This window comes from Levilactobacillus paucivorans, assembly GCF_001437125.1.
GTDB lineage: Bacteria > Bacillota > Bacilli > Lactobacillales > Lactobacillaceae > Levilactobacillus > Levilactobacillus paucivorans.
This window is the reverse complement of sequence record NZ_JQCA01000043.1, coordinates 88175-104748: the sequence shown is the minus strand read 5'-3', so window position 1 is coordinate 104748 and position 16574 is coordinate 88175. Positions and strand designations below refer to the sequence as shown.

At 47.7% G+C, this 16574-nt stretch carries 16 protein-coding genes; 12 read left to right on the top strand and 4 right to left on the bottom strand.

Annotated elements, in window-relative coordinates; all coding sequences use genetic code 11:
• The first annotated feature begins 87 nt into the window (after positions 1 to 87).
• The 7 genes from yycF to rlmH all read left to right on the top strand — a co-directional run bounded on the left by yycF (position 88) and on the right by rlmH (position 8466).
• Positions 88 to 801 (top strand): response regulator YycF, encoded by a 714-nt coding sequence (gene yycF, locus IV54_RS04450; RefSeq protein WP_057878201.1) that lies wholly within the window; start codon positions 88 to 90, stop codon positions 799 to 801.
• Between the two features lie 47 nt (positions 802 to 848).
• The gene (walK, locus tag IV54_RS04445; RefSeq protein ID WP_057878200.1) at positions 849 to 2705 is read left to right on the top strand and encodes a cell wall metabolism sensor histidine kinase WalK; all 1857 of its coding nucleotides are present in this window, start codon (positions 849 to 851) and stop codon (positions 2703 to 2705) included.
• Positions 2692 to 3987 carry a YycH family regulatory protein gene (locus IV54_RS04440; protein WP_057878199.1) on the top strand — a complete coding sequence of 432 codons (1296 nt, stop codon included), beginning with the start codon at positions 2692 to 2694 and terminating at the stop codon, positions 3985 to 3987. The genes walK and IV54_RS04440 overlap by 14 nt, the downstream gene beginning before the upstream one ends.
• 27 nt (positions 3988 to 4014) lie before the next feature.
• Entirely contained in the window at positions 4015 to 4878 is an 864-nt protein-coding gene (locus tag IV54_RS04435; protein ID WP_057878198.1) for a two-component system regulatory protein YycI, read from the top strand.
• A gap of 277 nt (positions 4879 to 5155) precedes the next feature.
• Positions 5156 to 5977: an MBL fold metallo-hydrolase gene (locus IV54_RS04430; protein WP_057878197.1), complete on the top strand. Its 822-nt coding sequence runs from the start codon at positions 5156 to 5158 to the stop codon at positions 5975 to 5977.
• Between the two features lie 133 nt (positions 5978 to 6110).
• Positions 6111 to 7439 (top strand): S1C family serine protease, encoded by a 1329-nt coding sequence (locus tag IV54_RS04425; protein WP_083488507.1) that lies wholly within the window; start codon positions 6111 to 6113, stop codon positions 7437 to 7439.
• Between the two features lie 547 nt (positions 7440 to 7986).
• Positions 7987 to 8466, top strand: coding sequence for a 23S rRNA (pseudouridine(1915)-N(3))-methyltransferase RlmH (gene rlmH / locus IV54_RS04420; protein ID WP_057878196.1), 480 nt, complete (start codon positions 7987 to 7989; stop codon positions 8464 to 8466).
• A gap of 130 nt (positions 8467 to 8596) precedes the next feature.
• On the opposite strand, the gene IV54_RS04415 is transcribed toward rlmH, so the two are convergent.
• Positions 8597 to 8986 carry a hypothetical protein gene (locus IV54_RS04415; RefSeq protein WP_057878195.1) on the bottom strand — a complete coding sequence of 130 codons (390 nt, stop codon included), beginning with the start codon at positions 8984 to 8986 and terminating at the stop codon, positions 8597 to 8599.
• A gap of 193 nt (positions 8987 to 9179) precedes the next feature.
• Here IV54_RS04415 and IV54_RS04410 point away from each other — a divergent pair, with 193 nt between their 5' ends.
• From IV54_RS04410 to IV54_RS04395, 4 genes are all read left to right on the top strand, one after another.
• Positions 9180 to 9422 carry a hypothetical protein gene (locus IV54_RS04410; protein WP_057878194.1) on the top strand — a complete coding sequence of 81 codons (243 nt, stop codon included), beginning with the start codon at positions 9180 to 9182 and terminating at the stop codon, positions 9420 to 9422.
• A 108-nt stretch (positions 9423 to 9530) separates the two neighbouring features.
• Entirely contained in the window at positions 9531 to 9809 is a 279-nt protein-coding gene (locus IV54_RS04405) for a Mor transcription activator family protein (protein ID WP_057878193.1), read from the top strand.
• Positions 9810 to 9812: 3 nt separating this feature from the next.
• The gene (locus tag IV54_RS04400) at positions 9813 to 10115 is read left to right on the top strand and encodes a hypothetical protein (RefSeq protein WP_057878192.1); all 303 of its coding nucleotides are present in this window, start codon (positions 9813 to 9815) and stop codon (positions 10113 to 10115) included.
• Between the two features lie 53 nt (positions 10116 to 10168).
• A complete protein-coding gene (locus IV54_RS04395; protein WP_057878191.1) occupies positions 10169 to 10573 on the top strand; it encodes a hypothetical protein in 405 nt (134 codons plus the stop codon).
• Between the two features lie 80 nt (positions 10574 to 10653).
• Here the strand turns inward: IV54_RS04395 and IV54_RS04390 are convergent, their stop codons facing one another.
• The gene (locus tag IV54_RS04390; RefSeq protein WP_057878190.1) at positions 10654 to 11034 is read right to left on the bottom strand and encodes a MerR family transcriptional regulator; all 381 of its coding nucleotides are present in this window, start codon (positions 11032 to 11034) and stop codon (positions 10654 to 10656) included.
• Between the two features lie 70 nt (positions 11035 to 11104).
• On the opposite strand from IV54_RS04390, the gene IV54_RS04385 reads away from it, so the two are divergent.
• A complete protein-coding gene (locus IV54_RS04385; protein ID WP_083488500.1) occupies positions 11105 to 11815 on the top strand; it encodes an SDR family NAD(P)-dependent oxidoreductase in 711 nt (236 codons plus the stop codon).
• Between the two features lie 278 nt (positions 11816 to 12093).
• Here IV54_RS04385 and IV54_RS04380 read toward each other — a convergent pair whose 3' ends face one another.
• Both IV54_RS04380 and IV54_RS04375 read right to left on the bottom strand, forming a co-directional pair.
• A complete protein-coding gene (locus IV54_RS04380; protein WP_057878188.1) occupies positions 12094 to 15081 on the bottom strand; it encodes an SEC10/PgrA surface exclusion domain-containing protein in 2988 nt (995 codons plus the stop codon).
• A gap of 131 nt (positions 15082 to 15212) precedes the next feature.
• Positions 15213 to 15662 (bottom strand): hypothetical protein, encoded by a 450-nt coding sequence (locus tag IV54_RS04375; RefSeq protein WP_057878187.1) that lies wholly within the window; start codon positions 15660 to 15662, stop codon positions 15213 to 15215.
• Between the last annotated feature and the right edge of the window lie 912 nt (positions 15663 to 16574).

Below are 16574 nucleotides of genomic sequence, written 5' to 3'. Positions count from 1 at the left end.
GTTTTTTGACATCCAATGGCTGGCCTGCCGATAACCCTGTAATTATCGGATCGGACTGTATTTCCCTTAAGGAGGAAATTTTTAATTATGCCTAAAAAAATTCTAGTTGTCGATGATGAAAAGCCAATCACGGATATTATGAAGTTTAATTTGGAAAAAGAAGGGTACGAAGTCGAAGTTGCCTACGATGGCGAAGCTGCTATCCAGCAGGTTGAGGACGCTGCCCCCGATCTGATTATCCTTGATTTAATGTTACCCAAGGTTGATGGCTTAGACGTTGCTCGTGAAATTCGGAAAAAGCATGACATGCCAATCATCATGGTAACAGCCAAGGATTCGGAATTAGACAAGGTTCTCGGCCTGGAATTAGGGGCTGATGACTACGTGACGAAGCCCTTCTCTAACCGGGAACTGGTCGCACGGGTCAAGGCAAACTTACGGCGCCAGAATACGGCGGCCCATGCCCAACCAGAAGAACCAGAAAACCAGGATATTGAAATTGGGGATTTAACGATTCATCCCGAAGCCTACTCAGTTTCCAAGCGGGGCGCCAACATTGAGTTGACCCACCGTGAGTTTGAATTGCTTCACTACCTGGCCCAACACATTGGCCAAGTCATGACGCGGGAACATCTGCTCCAAACGGTTTGGGGCTACGATTACTTTGGGGACGTGCGGACGGTCGATGTGACTGTGCGTCGTTTACGAGAAAAGATTGAAGATAGTCCAAGTCACCCAACCTGGCTGGTTACGCGGCGTGGTGTGGGTTACTATTTGCGCAACCCTGAAGATCAGGCCTAAGCGAGCGGTTTACCGCTAAATCTCGCATTGGAGGAGTATGTCACTTCGTGAATAGCAAAATTAAATTTTTCCAGTCGATTCACTTTAAAATCGCGCTGGTCTTCGCGCTCCTCCTGTTGTTAACGCTGGAGATCGTGGGGGCCGTGTTCGTCCGGCAATTGGAACGGCAGAACTTGAATACCTTTAAGTCCCAGCAGGTGGTTCAGACCTACATTGTGAACCGCTTGTCTGACGAGCTGTCGACGACGAATACCACGTCCGCAGATAAGAAAATCAAATCGACCCTCTCAGAGATTAACAACACCAACAATGCTCAGATTAGAGTCATTGACAACAAGGGAACCATTCGCGGAACCAACGAAGTCGATAACCAAGGGGTTGTTGGCCAGAAAACCACTGACAATAACATTAAGAATGCCATCTACAATAACCGTGACGTGGTCCGGACAACCTATAATTCTCAGAATAATAGCCGGTACTACACCACCATTACGCGAATAATTCGGACGCAAGGAAACAACAGCGAATTAGTCGGGGTTATTTCGATGCGGTCGAGTTTGGACTCCGTTTATCAGAATATTAATCAAATCACCTTAATTTACGTGTCCGCCACCTTTGTGGCTATTATCTTAGGGCTAGTGATGGCCATTATTATTTCCCGGGCTATCACGAGACCGATTGATGAAATGAAGAAACAAACCTTGCGGATCGCCCGTGGGGACTACTCTGGCCACGTGCGGGTCTATGGGAGTGACGAGTTGGGGCAACTTGCCAGTGCCGTTAACAACCTCTCTGTGCGGGTTGAAGAAGCCCAGGAATCCACGGAATCTGAACGCCGTCGGCTAGACTCCGTCATGGCCCACATGACCGATGGGGTTATCGCCACCGACCGCCGTGGGAATGTCACGATTATTAACGAAACTGCCACGAGCTTCCTGGATACTGATTCCGATGGGGCTGTTGGCAAATCAATTCTGGATTTACTGGATATCCGCGACAACTATACGTTGCGCGAACTGCTAGAGAACCCGGATGATTTAGTCTTGGACTTTTCTACTAAGGAACATGATCTGATTCTGCAAGCCTACTTCTCTTTGATTCAGCGGGAATCCGGCTTTATCTCTGGGTTGGTCTGTGTGCTTCACGATGTCACGGAACAACAGAAGATTGATCAGGATCGTAAGGAATTCGTTTCGAACGTCTCCCATGAGCTGCGGACACCGTTAACCAGTGTGCGGGCTTACATCGAGTCGCTCTCCGAAGGGGCCTGGAAGGATCCTGAGGTAGCGCCGCACTTCTTAAAGGTGACGCAGGAAGAAACAGACCGGATGATCCGCATGATTAACGACCTGTTAACCTTGTCACGGATGGATTCTGGGACCCAGAAGGTTGATCTGGAAATGGTCAACTTGAATGAACTTTTCAACTACGTGTTGGACCGTTTCGACATGATGTTGAAGCAAGATGATCGGCCAGAGAAGACCTATACCATCAAACGGGACTTCACCAAGCGGGATCTGTGGGTTGAAATCGATACCGATCGGTTCACGCAAGTGTTGGAGAATTTGATGAATAATGCCATTAAATACTCGCCAGATGGTGGGGTCATCACCTGCCGGCTGTTAGAGACCCATAACAACGTGATTCTTAGCGTCGCTGACCAAGGTTTGGGGATTCCGCGGGCGGATATTCCACGAATCTTTGATCGGCTCTACCGGGTTGATAAGGCCCGTTCACGGGCCCAAGGTGGGACCGGGCTAGGCCTGGCCATCTCCCGTGAAGTTGTCCAGTTACTGGGCGGTCGAATCTGGGTTGATAGTCGTGAAGGCAGAGGGTCAACGTTCTACATTTCCCTGCCTTACAAGCCATACGAGGAGGATGATCTCTGGGATGAAGATAACTAAAGCTCTCCTACCATTGGGATTGACCGTCGCGGTGGCCGTCAGTGTGGTCCTGTCTGCGATGATTTGGACCAACCCGGCGCAGTATGAACACAGTCGTCAGCAGAGTTCTAATACGCCGGCGACGGACCTGAACACCCGACCACAGAAGGATGTTTACCTCCCGACGCAGGTCATTTATAGCGATGGTACCGGCAAACAAGAACTATTAAACAACCGAAAAGTTAATTTGACGACCGAGATTCGCGAATCCCTGGAAAAATGGGACTTTGGTCGGATGAGTCGGGTTCGTGTGGCGTCCAAGGCGGACTACATGGCTTACCTGACGCGCAAGAACAGCCTGTTGCTGTCGTATGCGAGTCCGATCAATGGTCGGCTCTTCAATACGGTCTTTAACGGTAAACTCACGCGGACCACGACTCAATTTTCACGGATCATGGTGCCACTAGGCAATAGCGACCACATCTACCTGCTAGACGACCGGAAACAGAACGTTTATCAGGTGAAGGTGAAGTCGTCACAGGTCACGGCCATCAAGAAGATTCTGAGGGAAAACCTCTTTCGGATTGACGTTAAGATGCAGTGGCTCGGGGATTCCGCTTCGGCCTACGTCGCCAATAGCGTCACGGTGCCGTCTTACAGCTACTTGGTCAACCAGCAGTCTACGGACTACTTCACGACTCGCCTGCTAAATAAAGGGGAGTCAACCAACGTTTCGGCTAAAAAGAATAAGGAAAGCACCATTTACAGTGATGGCGCCTCGCGGCAACTCACCGTGTACAATAAGAGTGGAACCGCGTTGTTTGAGGATTACAGTGCCTTACAGGCTTCACTGAGCTTCAACCAGGCGTTAAAGGCCGGGTATGATGCGGTGAAGACGATCGGGATTCCGATGGAAAACCTACGTTACTATGGCTACAATGCTAGCAAGTCGACGGTGACCTATCGGAGTTTCGTGGAAGGTTTCCCAATCTTCAACCAAAGCAACTACGGCGCGGCGCGGATCCAGATGCTGTCGCAGGGTGTGCGGCGGTATAACTTCGCGATCTATAGTCTTCAGGTCCCCGTGCCAACCGATAAGAAACCGGTCACGTTGTCGGGGACTCAGAGCGTGATCGATCAGCTGGTCGCGGCCGGTTATCACAAGTCTAAAATTAGTAGCTTACAGATTGGATATCAGTGGCTCGCGTCCGCCTCGTCGGACAAGGTCGTCAACCTGACACCAACCTGGTACGTGCACTACGACGGGAGTTGGAAGACTGCCACGCAGATGCTTAAACAATAAACAAGAGGTAAAGGGGGCCAGTCCGGTATGGATTTTCGACGCATTGAGTGGCTATTTCTAGTCGCGTTCATCGCCATTGATATTTTCCTATTTGCCGCGTTCCAGCGCGACACCACGGGCCAGACCGAGACGGCCTCCAGCCGTTCGGTCGATAGCGACACCACGATCGTGAAGGAAATGCGGGCCGATGACATTAAGTTCTCGACACCATCTAAAAAGAGTGGCGAGGGCTATTACATCTCGACCAGCAACAACGATAGCGTGAAGAGTAGCCTGACCAGTCTGACCGACCAAACGGTGCGTTACCAGTCGGATGGGACCTTCACCTCGACCTTCAAGGCCGCCATTAACGGCGTGGATACCAAGCATCCGGATCAGGTCTTGGATGAGGTGGTCCATAACGGCTCACTGATTCTAAATGGGGATCAGTACAAGTACAACGCTCAGTTGTCCAGTCATAACACCATCGTTTATACCCAGCGCGTCACGGGCGGGCAGATTTACTCCAAGTTTGGGGAGATTCGCTTCAGCCTGACCAATACCGGGTCGGTTACCGGCTACTCGCAAGGGTATCTGCCGGGCGCCAAGACCTTGCGGGAAAAGACGGATACGATTTCTGAACGTAAGGCCCTCATCTGGCTGTATCAATACAACCAGATCGCCAATAACAGTAAGATTGTGTGGACCAAGCTGGCCTACACGCGGTACTTCAACTTGAAGAACAGTAGCGTGTATATTCCAACCTGGATCATCGCGTACAAGGCCGATAGCGGCAATAACGCCGGGGTCCTCCAGCTGAAACGGGTGAACGCCTTTACCGGCGCTATCCTGAACTCGGACAGCAGCGTGAAGTCCGTCAGTGGAACCGGGACCGCCACAACCAGTGAATAAAGATTTCTGAGGGGGCGACTGCGGTCGTCCTTTTTTGATGGCGACGTAGGCAGGCGAGAATGGCCGCTGACGGGCTGCTTGCCAAGGAACCGGTAAATCCTCACAAATGGTGGCGAGGAGGCTATCCGGTGCTGTGACGGCAGCGTAGGCCCACTTTAGCCGGGAAGTGCGGGATCCAATGGGAATGACCCCTGAATATAAGTTGTTTGATACGCGGTTAGTTACAACGGTACGGAAATGCGGTATTATTACGGTATTGAATTTAAGGAGAGGGCAGATGGAATTGCGGACAGATGCAGCAGATGATTTGCGGATCAGTGTCTTATCCAGTGGTAGCACGGGGAACGTGTGCTACGTGGAGAGCCCTAACCAGCGGATCTTAATCGACGCGGGCCTTAGCGGCAAGAAGATTGAAAAATTAATGGGTAACATTGGCCGGGACTTAAATGACGTTAACTCGTTATTGGTCACCCACGAACACTCGGATCACCGCCAAGCGGTAGGGATTCTGGCACGACGGTACCAGCAGCTCAATGTTTATGCCAACGAGGGCACCTGGGATGCGATGAGTTCCAAGATCGGCAAGGTCGACTTGGCTCAGAAACACCTCTTTGCCCCGGACACCGTTCAGACCTTTGGCGACATCGATGTGGAGAGTTTCTCGGTCTCCCACGACGCCGCGGAACCCCAGTTCTACGCCATTCACTACCATGGGAAGACCTTTGTCATCTTGACGGATACCGGCTACGTGTCCGAACACGTGGAGGGCGTCATCAAGGATGCCGACGCCTACCTGTTGGAATGTAACCATGACGTGGAAATGTTGCGGATGGGCGAGTATTCTTGGCCATTGAAGCAACGGATTCTTGGCGATAAGGGTCACTTGTCCAATGAGGAAGGGGCCGACGCCCTGATGGACGTGCTAGGCAACCGGACCAAGAAGATTTACCTGGGGCACCGGAGCCTGCATAACAACATGCAGTCCCTGTGCCACCTGACCGTGGCCTCCATGATGGAGAACCGTGATTTCGGTGTGGGGCATGACTTTCAGTTGATTGATACCAATCCGGAAGAGGCCACGCCGTTAGTCGCCCTGTAAGAAAACTTTAGGATTTCACCATCTATTTATCAAAAAAAATTCACAGGATCCGGGTAACATAGAAGTTACTAAACTAGCGGTCGGTGACCCCCGACCGATGATTGAGGAGGGTTCGCGCTTTTTGCGCAATACGATGGATAATAATAATCAGAATAATCAATCTAATGATAATAACGAAACAACACCAACACCTCAGACTCGTAAACGAGGCGGCTTAACCCTGACAAAGGTTGCCGTGACGGCACTGGTTGCCGGACTGTTAGGTGGAGGTGCGGCCTATGGCGGAATTACTTACTTTAATAATAGTGGGATTAATGATACGGCAGTTCCTAGTGGTAGTAATTCGACCGGGAATACCAAGACCTCGAATGTGACGGTCAACGTCAGCAGTCAATCCACCAAAGCCTTTAACAAGGTGAAGGGGGCCATGGTCTCCGTAGTCAACCTGCAGAAACAAAACAATAACAGCACTTTGGGCCAATTGTTTGGTCAGGAATCCTCGTCTTCGGATTCCAGTTCGTCCAAGGCAGCCTTAGAGGAAGCCTCCGAAGGGTCCGGGGTCGTTTATAAGAAGGACGGCAACACGGCCTACATCGTCACCAATAACCACGTGGTGTCCGGTTCATCCGCACTGCGCGTGGTGACGAGCTCTGGTAAGCAACTTCAGGCGAAGTTGGTCGGGAAAGATTCCGTCACCGACTTGGCAGTGCTGAAGGTTAACGGCGCGTCGCTGAAGACCGTTGCTTCATTTGGGAATTCCGATGACATCAAGGTCGGTGAAACCGCGCTAGCCATCGGGTCGCCACTGGGTAGCCAGTACGCAACGTCCTTAACCGAAGGGATCATTTCCGCTAAGAAACGGACAATTGAAACCACAAACTCCGCGGGAACTCAGACTGGGAATGCCACGGTTATCCAAACCGATGCCGCTATTAACCCTGGGAACTCCGGTGGGGCGCTGATTAACGTCGGTGGCCAGGTTGTCGGGATTACCTCGTCCAAGATTGCCAGTGATGCCGAAGGGACCAGTGTTGAGGGGATGGGCTTTGCCATTCCGTCCAACGAAGTGGTCAACATCATTAATCAACTGGTTAAGAAGGGGAAGGTTGTGCGGCCAGCGTTAGGGATTACCTACGTGGACCTCGCCAACGTTTCCAGCTCGCAACAGAAGTCAGTTCTGAAGTTGCCATCTAGCGTGGATGCCGGGGTTGTCGTGATGAGCGCGTCCGCAGATTCACCCGCTAAGAAGGCCGGATTGGCCAAGTACGACGTCATTACCGAGTTGGGTGGCCACGAGATTTCTGACCAGTCAACGCTGCGAGATCTCCTGTACAAGTACAAGTTGAACGATACCGTTTTGCTGACGTACTACCATAATGGGAAGAAGAAGACCACAAAGGTCAAGCTGACCGAGACGTCCTCACAGTTGAGTAAAACGACGAGTGCCACGTCTGAAAGCTAAACTAAATCTGTGAAATTGAAAACGTCGACGGAGTTTTTCTCCGCTGGCGTTTTTTGCTGTGATAAACTATTAATTGAAAAGCCGAAGTTTCGGGGGTGGCGAACTCGGGTGAAAGCGGTCGTCATTGGATAAGGAGCCGAACGAAGAAGTCACCAAGGCCTTGGGTAATTCAGGGCGGAAAATTTTTGAAATTTCATTTGTGGATAACTTGGGGGATAAGCACGCCAAAGTTGCGGTGGATAACTTATAAACAGGACAACACCGCGGTTGAAACCGGTGTAAAAGTTATCCACAGGTTCGGTGGATAACTGTGGATAGAAACATTTTTATTGAATAATTGATAGTCAAAAGCGCGGTGCGACGGGGATTGTAAGCGGTAGCCCCGAACGCCCGTTTCGGGGGACAACGGTGGATAACTGAAAAAGCATTGACTTTTTTCGAAAAAATAGATGTCGTAGGTCGGACATCGTTTACCCCCAATATCTAGAAACAGTGCTTGTCCACCTGTGGATAACTTTGTGGATAACCTGTGCATAGGAGGATAATTATGAACATCAAGTTTGTCGTCGTCGGAAAGTTAAAGGAAAAGTACTTTAAACAAGGGATCGCGGAGTATGCCAAACGACTCTCCCGTTTCTGTAAATTCAGCATCGTCGAGGTGCCAGATGAAAAGGCCCCAGAAAGCATGTCACAGGCCGAAATGGACCAGGTTATGGCCGCAGAAGGCGAACGTATCCTGAGTAAAATTAAGGACCGCGAATACGTCTACGCATTGGCCATTCTGGGCAAGGAACGGTCATCTGAGGAGTTTGCCAAGGAATTGAAGGACTTGACCACCTACGGCCACTCAGACATCACCTTCGTCATCGGTGGGTCCCTGGGACTGACGCCAGCCGTATTGAAGCGGGCGAACACCCAGATTTCCTTTGGTCGGTTCACGCTGCCTCATCAGTTGATGCGGTTGGTGTTGACGGAGCAGGTTTATCGGGCGTTTATGATTAATGAGGGGTCGCCGTATCATAAGTGATGCGGTTTTGAGGATTAAGTACGTGTGTTTATTCGAAAAAGAAGTCACGGACTAAGAATAGTCGTGGCTTCTTTAGCTTGTAGTTGTTTGTGGTTTCTAACCTACGCTTATTTCACGGTAGTTTGGATATCTAATAAATGTATGTACCCTTTTCTCCCAGTGCATGGGCATACAGATGCCAGTGCTTGTGTGCTTCTCCAAGGCCTTTGACATGTTTTAATTTAAAATCATATACGGGCATGTTGTTGGCATAAACACGAATGTGGTGAGAGCTATACACGCGTGAGAATCCAACTCCGGCTTTCATAGATCGTTTAGACAGATAACCAGCCGAAATGCTGTGCTTAGTCAGTTTAAACCAGTCACCATCCATTCCATACCACTTGTGGCGATATTTTTTTGGAACATATTTTACAACGTGGGAAGCAGATGCAGTAGTGGTACCAGAGTTTAGGGTAATGCCAGTTCCGAGTAGAAGACCAAAGAGCATTAGGAATACGAGTGTAGTTGTTTTTTTCATAGAAATCCTCCTCATTTACAGTTTTAGTATACAAGAGCCAGTAGGTTATTCAAGTGAACAAGCGCACGTTCTTTGCCTTATGAATGACCTAATGAAAATGAATTATCTGTGTTTTCAAATATATATTATTACTATGAAGGCTTAGTGTATCTAGCACTAGGCCTATTTTGTATACACAGGAGGATGTTGAATCATGAGCGAAAATGTCATTTATGATGCTCTGTTTCCAATTTACCAAGAATTAAGTGATCTGATTGGTGAGGAGAATATGCTGAAGGTTTATGGCTATTGGCGGGGGTCACAATTTAGTTTGCCGATGCGGTTGTATGATTCCAAGCAGTTACGACCGATTCTAAAGAAATCAAGAGCTAGCAATCAGGATTTAGCCAGACTATACGGGTACTTTGAGCGCTGGATTCGAGATAATCGTCTGTAAGAAGTGAGTGCGGAATGCAAGGAAAGTACAAGTATCTTTGTAAGGTCGTTATGCAGTTACGAAAAGAGGTGTAATAAACTAAAATTTCAATTGAGAGGTGGCGAGTTAATGGTCAAAGATGTTGAGATTAAAGCCTTACACCAGTTTTACCGGAGTCTAAGTGAAATAGTTGGCACTGAGGCCATGTTGCGTATCCATTCTCAATATAAGGGCACTCAACTGAGTATCCCGATTCATCTGTACGACCGTAGACTGGCCGCACAGTTAGTGAGAGAGGAATTTAATGGGAACAATCAATTGGCATTGGCGCACAAATATGGCTACTCCCAGAAGTGGGTCTACAAGGTCTTGAGACAGGGTGAAGTCACTAAACAAAAGGAGGAATAGGTGATGGGATTTATTTTATTGATTGTTGTCATTGTGGGTGTTTGGATTGCTCATAGTAAATTTGGTTTAGGTTGGGGTAAAATAGGAGCTGGGGTCGCGGCAGGATTCATTCTTCTGACGCGATGGGCATTTAGCCAAGACCATGAACGTAGTCAGAAGATAGATGCGTGTTTTAAGCGGTTGAGTCAACTGACCAATGAAGAGTTGAAGAATTATGCCAACGATTACACAAACTCTCCGGAAGAACGAAGCTCAGCGGCCAGAATGTTGAACACTCGTCGTGAGAATGGAACAGGACCGTTCTGATTGCCTAAATGCTAGGATTCAATATTAATAATTATTAATCTGGAGGTAAGATGATGGGTAAATTTAGTAAGATAGCAGTTACTGCAGTAACAGTTTTATTAGTAGGAGGAGCAGTGCCGACAACGGCTAGTGCAGCATCTTGGCATAAAGGAACGCCTAAGGCACTGAGAGGCTCATGGAAACGGAGCTACAAGCAAAATGGTGCAAAACAAACGATTCATTTTAAAGTGACAGCCAAATCAATTGCCGAATATCGAACTGGTTGGGCAAGTACGAACTTGACGAACGTCAAATATCAGAAGGTTAGTGCTGGTACGTATAAATTAAAAGGAACTTACCATAACGGGAATTTGACTAAGAAAAATTCTCATATGAAAATCAAGAAGAGTCATGGTAAAGTTACATATAAATTTTCTTGGTCAAGTAGCTACTCCTATCTTGGCTGGTATCACAAGTAATAATTAAACTAGTACTCAATATTTTTAAGGCCAACTGACGTTTTCTGTACAACGTCGGTTGGTCTTATTTTTTTTGCCTCTCACATCACCGCACTATCCCCAGCAAAATACCGCTCAAGCTTATGATCAATCACTTTCAGCTGTTCCTGCTTATCCGCAATCGAAGCGATGACTTGCTGACGTTGTTTGCGCATTAACTCAATTCGTTGCGGTAAGCTACTATCGCCTTCACGTACTAAGGTGGTGTAGTGTTGTAATTCAACAATCGACATGCCAGCTTCTCGCAAATAATGGAGATTAGTCATCCAGTGTAGATCTTCATCGTTGAAGATCCGCTGATTATTTTTATTGCGCTTTTCTGGTGGTAATAAGCCACACTCTAAGTAATATCTGACGGTTCGAATCGTGACATTAGCGGCTTTCGCAAACTCACCGATCCGCATCACTTGATTATTCTCCATTTCGACTTGACCTCCCGTTACGTTAGGCTGTTATAGTAAATCCATCATAACAGAAAAGGAAGCTATGGATATGACTATCAAGACATTAATTACTGGTGCTGATCGCGGGATGGGGTACGAATTAGCCCTAGAGCTTGGGTTGAAAGGCCAGTATATCTATGTTGGTTCTAGGAATTTAGCTTGTGGACAGGCCGCTGTTGCCCAGCTCGAGGCTGCTGGTATTCAAGCTCAGGCGGTACAGTTGGATGTAACCGACCATGAGTCGATTGTTGCCGCGAAAATGAGTATTACTAATTTAGATATTCTAATCAATAATGCTGGGATTGCCGTTGATCATGAGACCAAGCCATCAGAATTATCACTAGATGCAATTCGGCAAGATTTTAACGTGAATTATTTCGGTTTGATCGACGTCACGCAGGTCTTCTTACCACTTTTGAAGGCAGCGCCGGCTGGCCGGATTATCAATATTTCCAGTGCAGTAGGGTCATTGACGCTGGCCAGCGATGCCAATACCAGCATTCACAAGTTACAAGCATCTGGCTATCAGGCTTCCAAGTCAGCGGTTAATATGTTCACTATCAAACTCGCTGCCGAACTGGAAGGAACGCCGGTCACAGTAAACGCCGTCAATCCAGGCTGGGTAGACACCAGTTTTGGTGGTGGCGGTGGTAATCGGACCGTGCAAGTTGGTGTGTCGCGGACTGTGGAGTTGGCCACTTCGGATGCGTTAACTGATTCTGGCACGTTTTCAGATATTGATGGTATTGTCCCTTGGTAATCGGCTTAAATCAAGTACGACAAACCAAGCAGACAAAGGCATCTCTAGAAGGGAAAAATCAATCTCCTAGACAAGCTATCTTAACAACTTCAAATTAAAATGAAAACATAAAGTGACATTAGAATAGGCAGACTTGAATCGCAAATTTCGGTTCGAGCCTGCCTATTCTCTTATCTGGGAGAGGACGATACCTGGTAATAATCAAAAAAGACCGCCTCACTAGTTGATTGCCTAGTGAGGTGGTCTTTGATAATTAATGATAACTAAATATCACCGAATTAGTCTTGATTGCGACGGCGACGTGCGCCGAAGAACCAGAAGAAGGCAGCTGCGGCAATGGCGACGACACCACCTAAAATGTAGAGCTGGCGCTTGTCGTTAGCCTTGTTAGCGGCTGATTCATTGTGCTTAGGAGCAGCGGCTTGTTGCGTGGTATTGCTAGTGGTTGAAGTATCTTTGTTCGACTTGGACTGCTTATTAGACTTGACCTTGTTCTTAGAAGCGGTGTCTTTACCAGACTTCTTGGACGTGGTGTCGGTCGTAGCGGCCTTCGCAACGGTTGTCCCCGTGAGTTGGTCGAAACCGTTATTGACGGCTGGAATGAAGGCACTCAGGGCACCTCGGGCTTGGTTACCGGCAAAGGCTAAAATGGATGTCCCTTGGTAATTTCCGGAACGAGAAGTCGTTAATGAGGCACGGCGGCCAGTGCCAGTTGAAGCACCAGTGGCCTTGTTTGCCCTCTTATCGGCCGTGGTGGCCTTTTTAGTAGTCTTCTTGGCTGATTTATTAGTGGCCTTTTTAACCGTCTTAGCGGGCTTCTTAGCCGGGTCAGTAGCTGGCTTGTCAGTGGGGTCTGTTGTTGCCGGGTCAGTTCCAGGGGTGGTTGGCTGAGTCGGCGTCGTGGTCCCGGTTTGACCGCCATTATTGTGATTGTTATTTGCGGCGATCAGGTCGTTCAATACCTTTTGACGAACGGTGGCCAAGTTTTGGTCAGCATCAGTCTTGGCTAGCTTAGCCTTATCGAGGGTGTCATTGGCTGCGGATAAGGTCTTCTGAGCCTCGTTGAGCGTAGAGTTCGCTACAGAGTTAGCAACCTTAGCGTCATTGAGGGTATCTTCAGCAGTAGTAATTGCAGCGTCTGCAGTACTAGCAGCACTCGATGCAGCATCAAACGTATTCTGAGCGTCACCTAAGGCCTTATTGGCTAGAGAAGCAGCTTCATAAGTCTTTGTGACGTTGGCGGCAAGGGCTGCCTGGTTCTGGGTTGCTGTTTGAGCATCAGTAGCTGCTTGGGAACTAACTACAGCTGTACTTTCTGCGTCTAATTGCGCTGCGGCTGCGTCTGATGCTGCCTTGGTGTAGCTACTCAGCTTTGCCTTCAAATCATCAAGGGTTTGTTGATCAGTTTTAGCCTGAGTTTCTTGGTCAGGTAACTTTGCTTTTGATGTATCCAAGGTATCTTGAGCTATTTGGGCTTTGGTTTGCGCATCAGAAGCTGCCTCAGTGGCTATTTCTGCTGCATTGCTTGCCGCGGTTACGGCTGTCTGAGCGTCTGAAACGGCACCTGCTTTGGTTATAGTTAAATCGTCATTGGCATTGTTGTGGGCAGTTGTGGCCTTTGCAAGCACAGTCTGTTTTTCAGTGGCGGCACTTGAAGCAGCATCCATTGCAGTATTATCTGTGTTGGCAGCAATCTGTGCGTCAGAGGCCAAACTGTTAGCATTTGTCTGAGTCACTTTAGCATCGGATAAGGCATCATTAGCTGTTTTTAAGTTTGTTTGGGCAGTTTCTGCGTCCGTGTTTGCTTGGTCTAGAACCTTTTGTTGGTCACTAATCTGGGAGTTTAAGTTAGTGACAGCTTGTTGAGCAGCATCACTATCGACTACAGGTGTTGCGATGATTGTATCGGCAGACGTATCAAACTTAGTCGGGTCAATAATGTAGTCTGATTTGTCTAAAACCTGTTCAAAATGTAATTGATTAAGCGAATCTATTGAGAGACCAAAGTAATCGTTGCTGTAACCGTCGTCCAGAATTCCAATTAAGGAATTGGTATGTGCATAAGCCTTGTTAGCATCCTTGAAAAGCATATCTTCAATTGAATTATAAATGGCTTCTTTAACCCCATCGATACTGGTAACGTCGGTCAATGGTGTTGTGGGAGCATTTTCGTAATAATTAGCCCCTGTTTTAGTAGCTAAGCCCAAAGGACTAGCGGCAGTATTGATTGCAGAAACATCATAGCCTTTGTCGCTGATGGACCAATTATCGGTACCATATTGATTTGCAATGGTTTTAGCAAAATCCATCATTGTTGTGGTTAGCGTCACAGATGGCTCACCAAGCTGTGACCGTACTTGATTAATTAATGTCGTCGCATATCTAGCTAAGTCTTGGTATTGATCATCAGAGAGCGATGCTGCATTGGTATAAGTAATTGCCGCATCCGTTGGGCTAGAAACATAGGTATTATCAGTCAAGCCTTGTTGGCTTGCTGTGGTAAGAACTTTAGCGTCGTCGTCCCGCGCACTTGTTGCTTCGTCAAGTGTTGCTTTAGTAGTGCTTAGGGCATTTTGAGCAGCAACGAATGCAGCAGTTTGTTCAGCGGTAGCTGCTGATGGGGTGGCGGAGCTTACGGCATAGAATGTAGTAACCGCATTGCTGTAAGCATTGTAGGCATCATTATAGGCACTATTAGCGGTTGCCCATGCCTGTAAAGCAGCTACTGTAAAGTCTGCTGGAACTGTAATCTTATTTCTAGTTGAATCCAGAGTTACTTCAGCTGAAGCTAATTGTGCTGAAAGTGAATCAGCTGTTGATTTTGCAGCGGTTTGTGCAGTCGCAGCGTCCGCTGCTACTTGAGCCAAGGAAGAAGCTGCCGAGGCCTTTGCGATGACATCATCATTGGATTTACTTTCAGCAGCTTTCGCGGCCTTGAGAGCAACATTAGCTTGACTAGCTTGTGTGGTGGCGTCATTAAACTTGTCTAATGCAGTATCCACATCTGCCTCAGCAGCCTTCATAGCAGCATCTGTGCTGTTTGCGGTAGTTTGTGCATTAGCATAGTCAGTTTGTGCTTTAGCTAAGGCATCTTTAGCCTCCTGCAAAGCAATGGCCTTGTCACTAGCTGTTTTATTGGCAGCCGTAAGATTGGTATTGGCAGTTTCGACTGCTGTAGTTTGTGTAGAAATGTCGGAATTGGTTTGATTAACGTCAGTGTTGTCTTTGTCGACAATACCGGTTTGTGTTGTGATTTGTTGGTTCAAATCGCTAATATTATCCGGCGTGGCCTCAGAAGCAGCTGTGCTAAGACTTGTTGCGGTTGAACTGGCAGCTGCAGCAACTGAGGCGGCACTACTGGCAGTGGATTGGGCGGCCTTCGTGGACGCCTCGGCGGCTAAACTATCTTGGACGGCAGTCGAACTGGCACTATTGGTTTTTTTGCATCGTCCTGGGCAGTATCTAAAGCTGCCTGAGCCTCTGACTTAGCGCCGGAAGATTCAGTTTGCTTATCGGTCGCGTCACTAAGGGACTTTGCGGCTTTGGTTACGGCTTGTGACGTTTGGTCGGCAGTAGATGAGGCCGATTCGGCATCAGAACTAGCCTTGGTAGCGCCGGACTCGGCATCTGTGACGGCTGCGGCGGCTGAGTCAGCTGCACTGCTGGCAGTTTTGACTTCTGGTGAAGCCTCAACTTGTGGGTTTAACTCGTCTTGTGATCCCTGGTTAACGGTCGTCGCGTCACTGGTAGTGGGTATTGTGGCGGCATTAGCGATCACATTGCTGGTCATCACAGTACCGGCCAGAACGGCGGTTGTTCCCGCGACAATCTGAATAGTCTTCTTCATAAAGAATAATCTCCCTTGGAAATAAAAGTATATAAAACTTACTATTGGGACAGACGGTAACCGTCATTGACCGTTGATTAAGAATGAGTTCAAAGTCAACAATGTTAGCGGTTACAAAACATCTAAAAGTTCTAACTAACTTTGCTAATGGTCTGATGCTCCTGAATCAAATAATTACAGGGCATCTGTCGGCATTACATGAAAAAATCCTGCTTCAGGCAGTTAGTCATCATGACTACCGGCGTCCTAGTCGAGATTCCGAAATGGTCATTGTGCTGCCGTTCTAGCTAATTTATAGACTGAAAACATTTGCACTGTATATTTATTCTTGGATAAATATATTTTGCCCTCAGTCTACACCTTTTATCCCTCATAATAAATACTGTGTTTTTATAACTGGTTGAAGTATTAGCATTCAGGACTGCTTACTATTCGTCTAGGCTATGTGGCCAGGAAAAGCGTACTGGACCAGGATGATGACCAGTTGTATGGATTGTGAAAGTTAAACCGTAATGATAAAAGTCTGTTTTTTGTGATGTTCCCACGGGAACTGATCGTGGGTGGTAGATGTTACTCGCTAAGCTGGTCCATGTTATCAGAACTGAAAAAGCTGAGATGTGGAGGGAGGCACCTAGCCAGAATACTAAATTGTTGAGAGTGCCTACTGAATTGATTACTGGCGGTGTCTGTATCAGATAATCCTAATCTAAAAGCGATCGTCCTAATTTTCGGGCGATCGCTTTTGTTTATTGACGATGTTTTTTAAGAAAGACTATAGAGATTGTGCCTGTCTAGAGGTTTTAATGAGTTGTGCAGGTAGGGGGCATGTTCTGGTAGCGGGAACATTGTTGCTTAAAGGGTTTCAGTTTCTCCTAATGCGAGAATGAGTCGTGGCCTATGCTAAAATCAGCA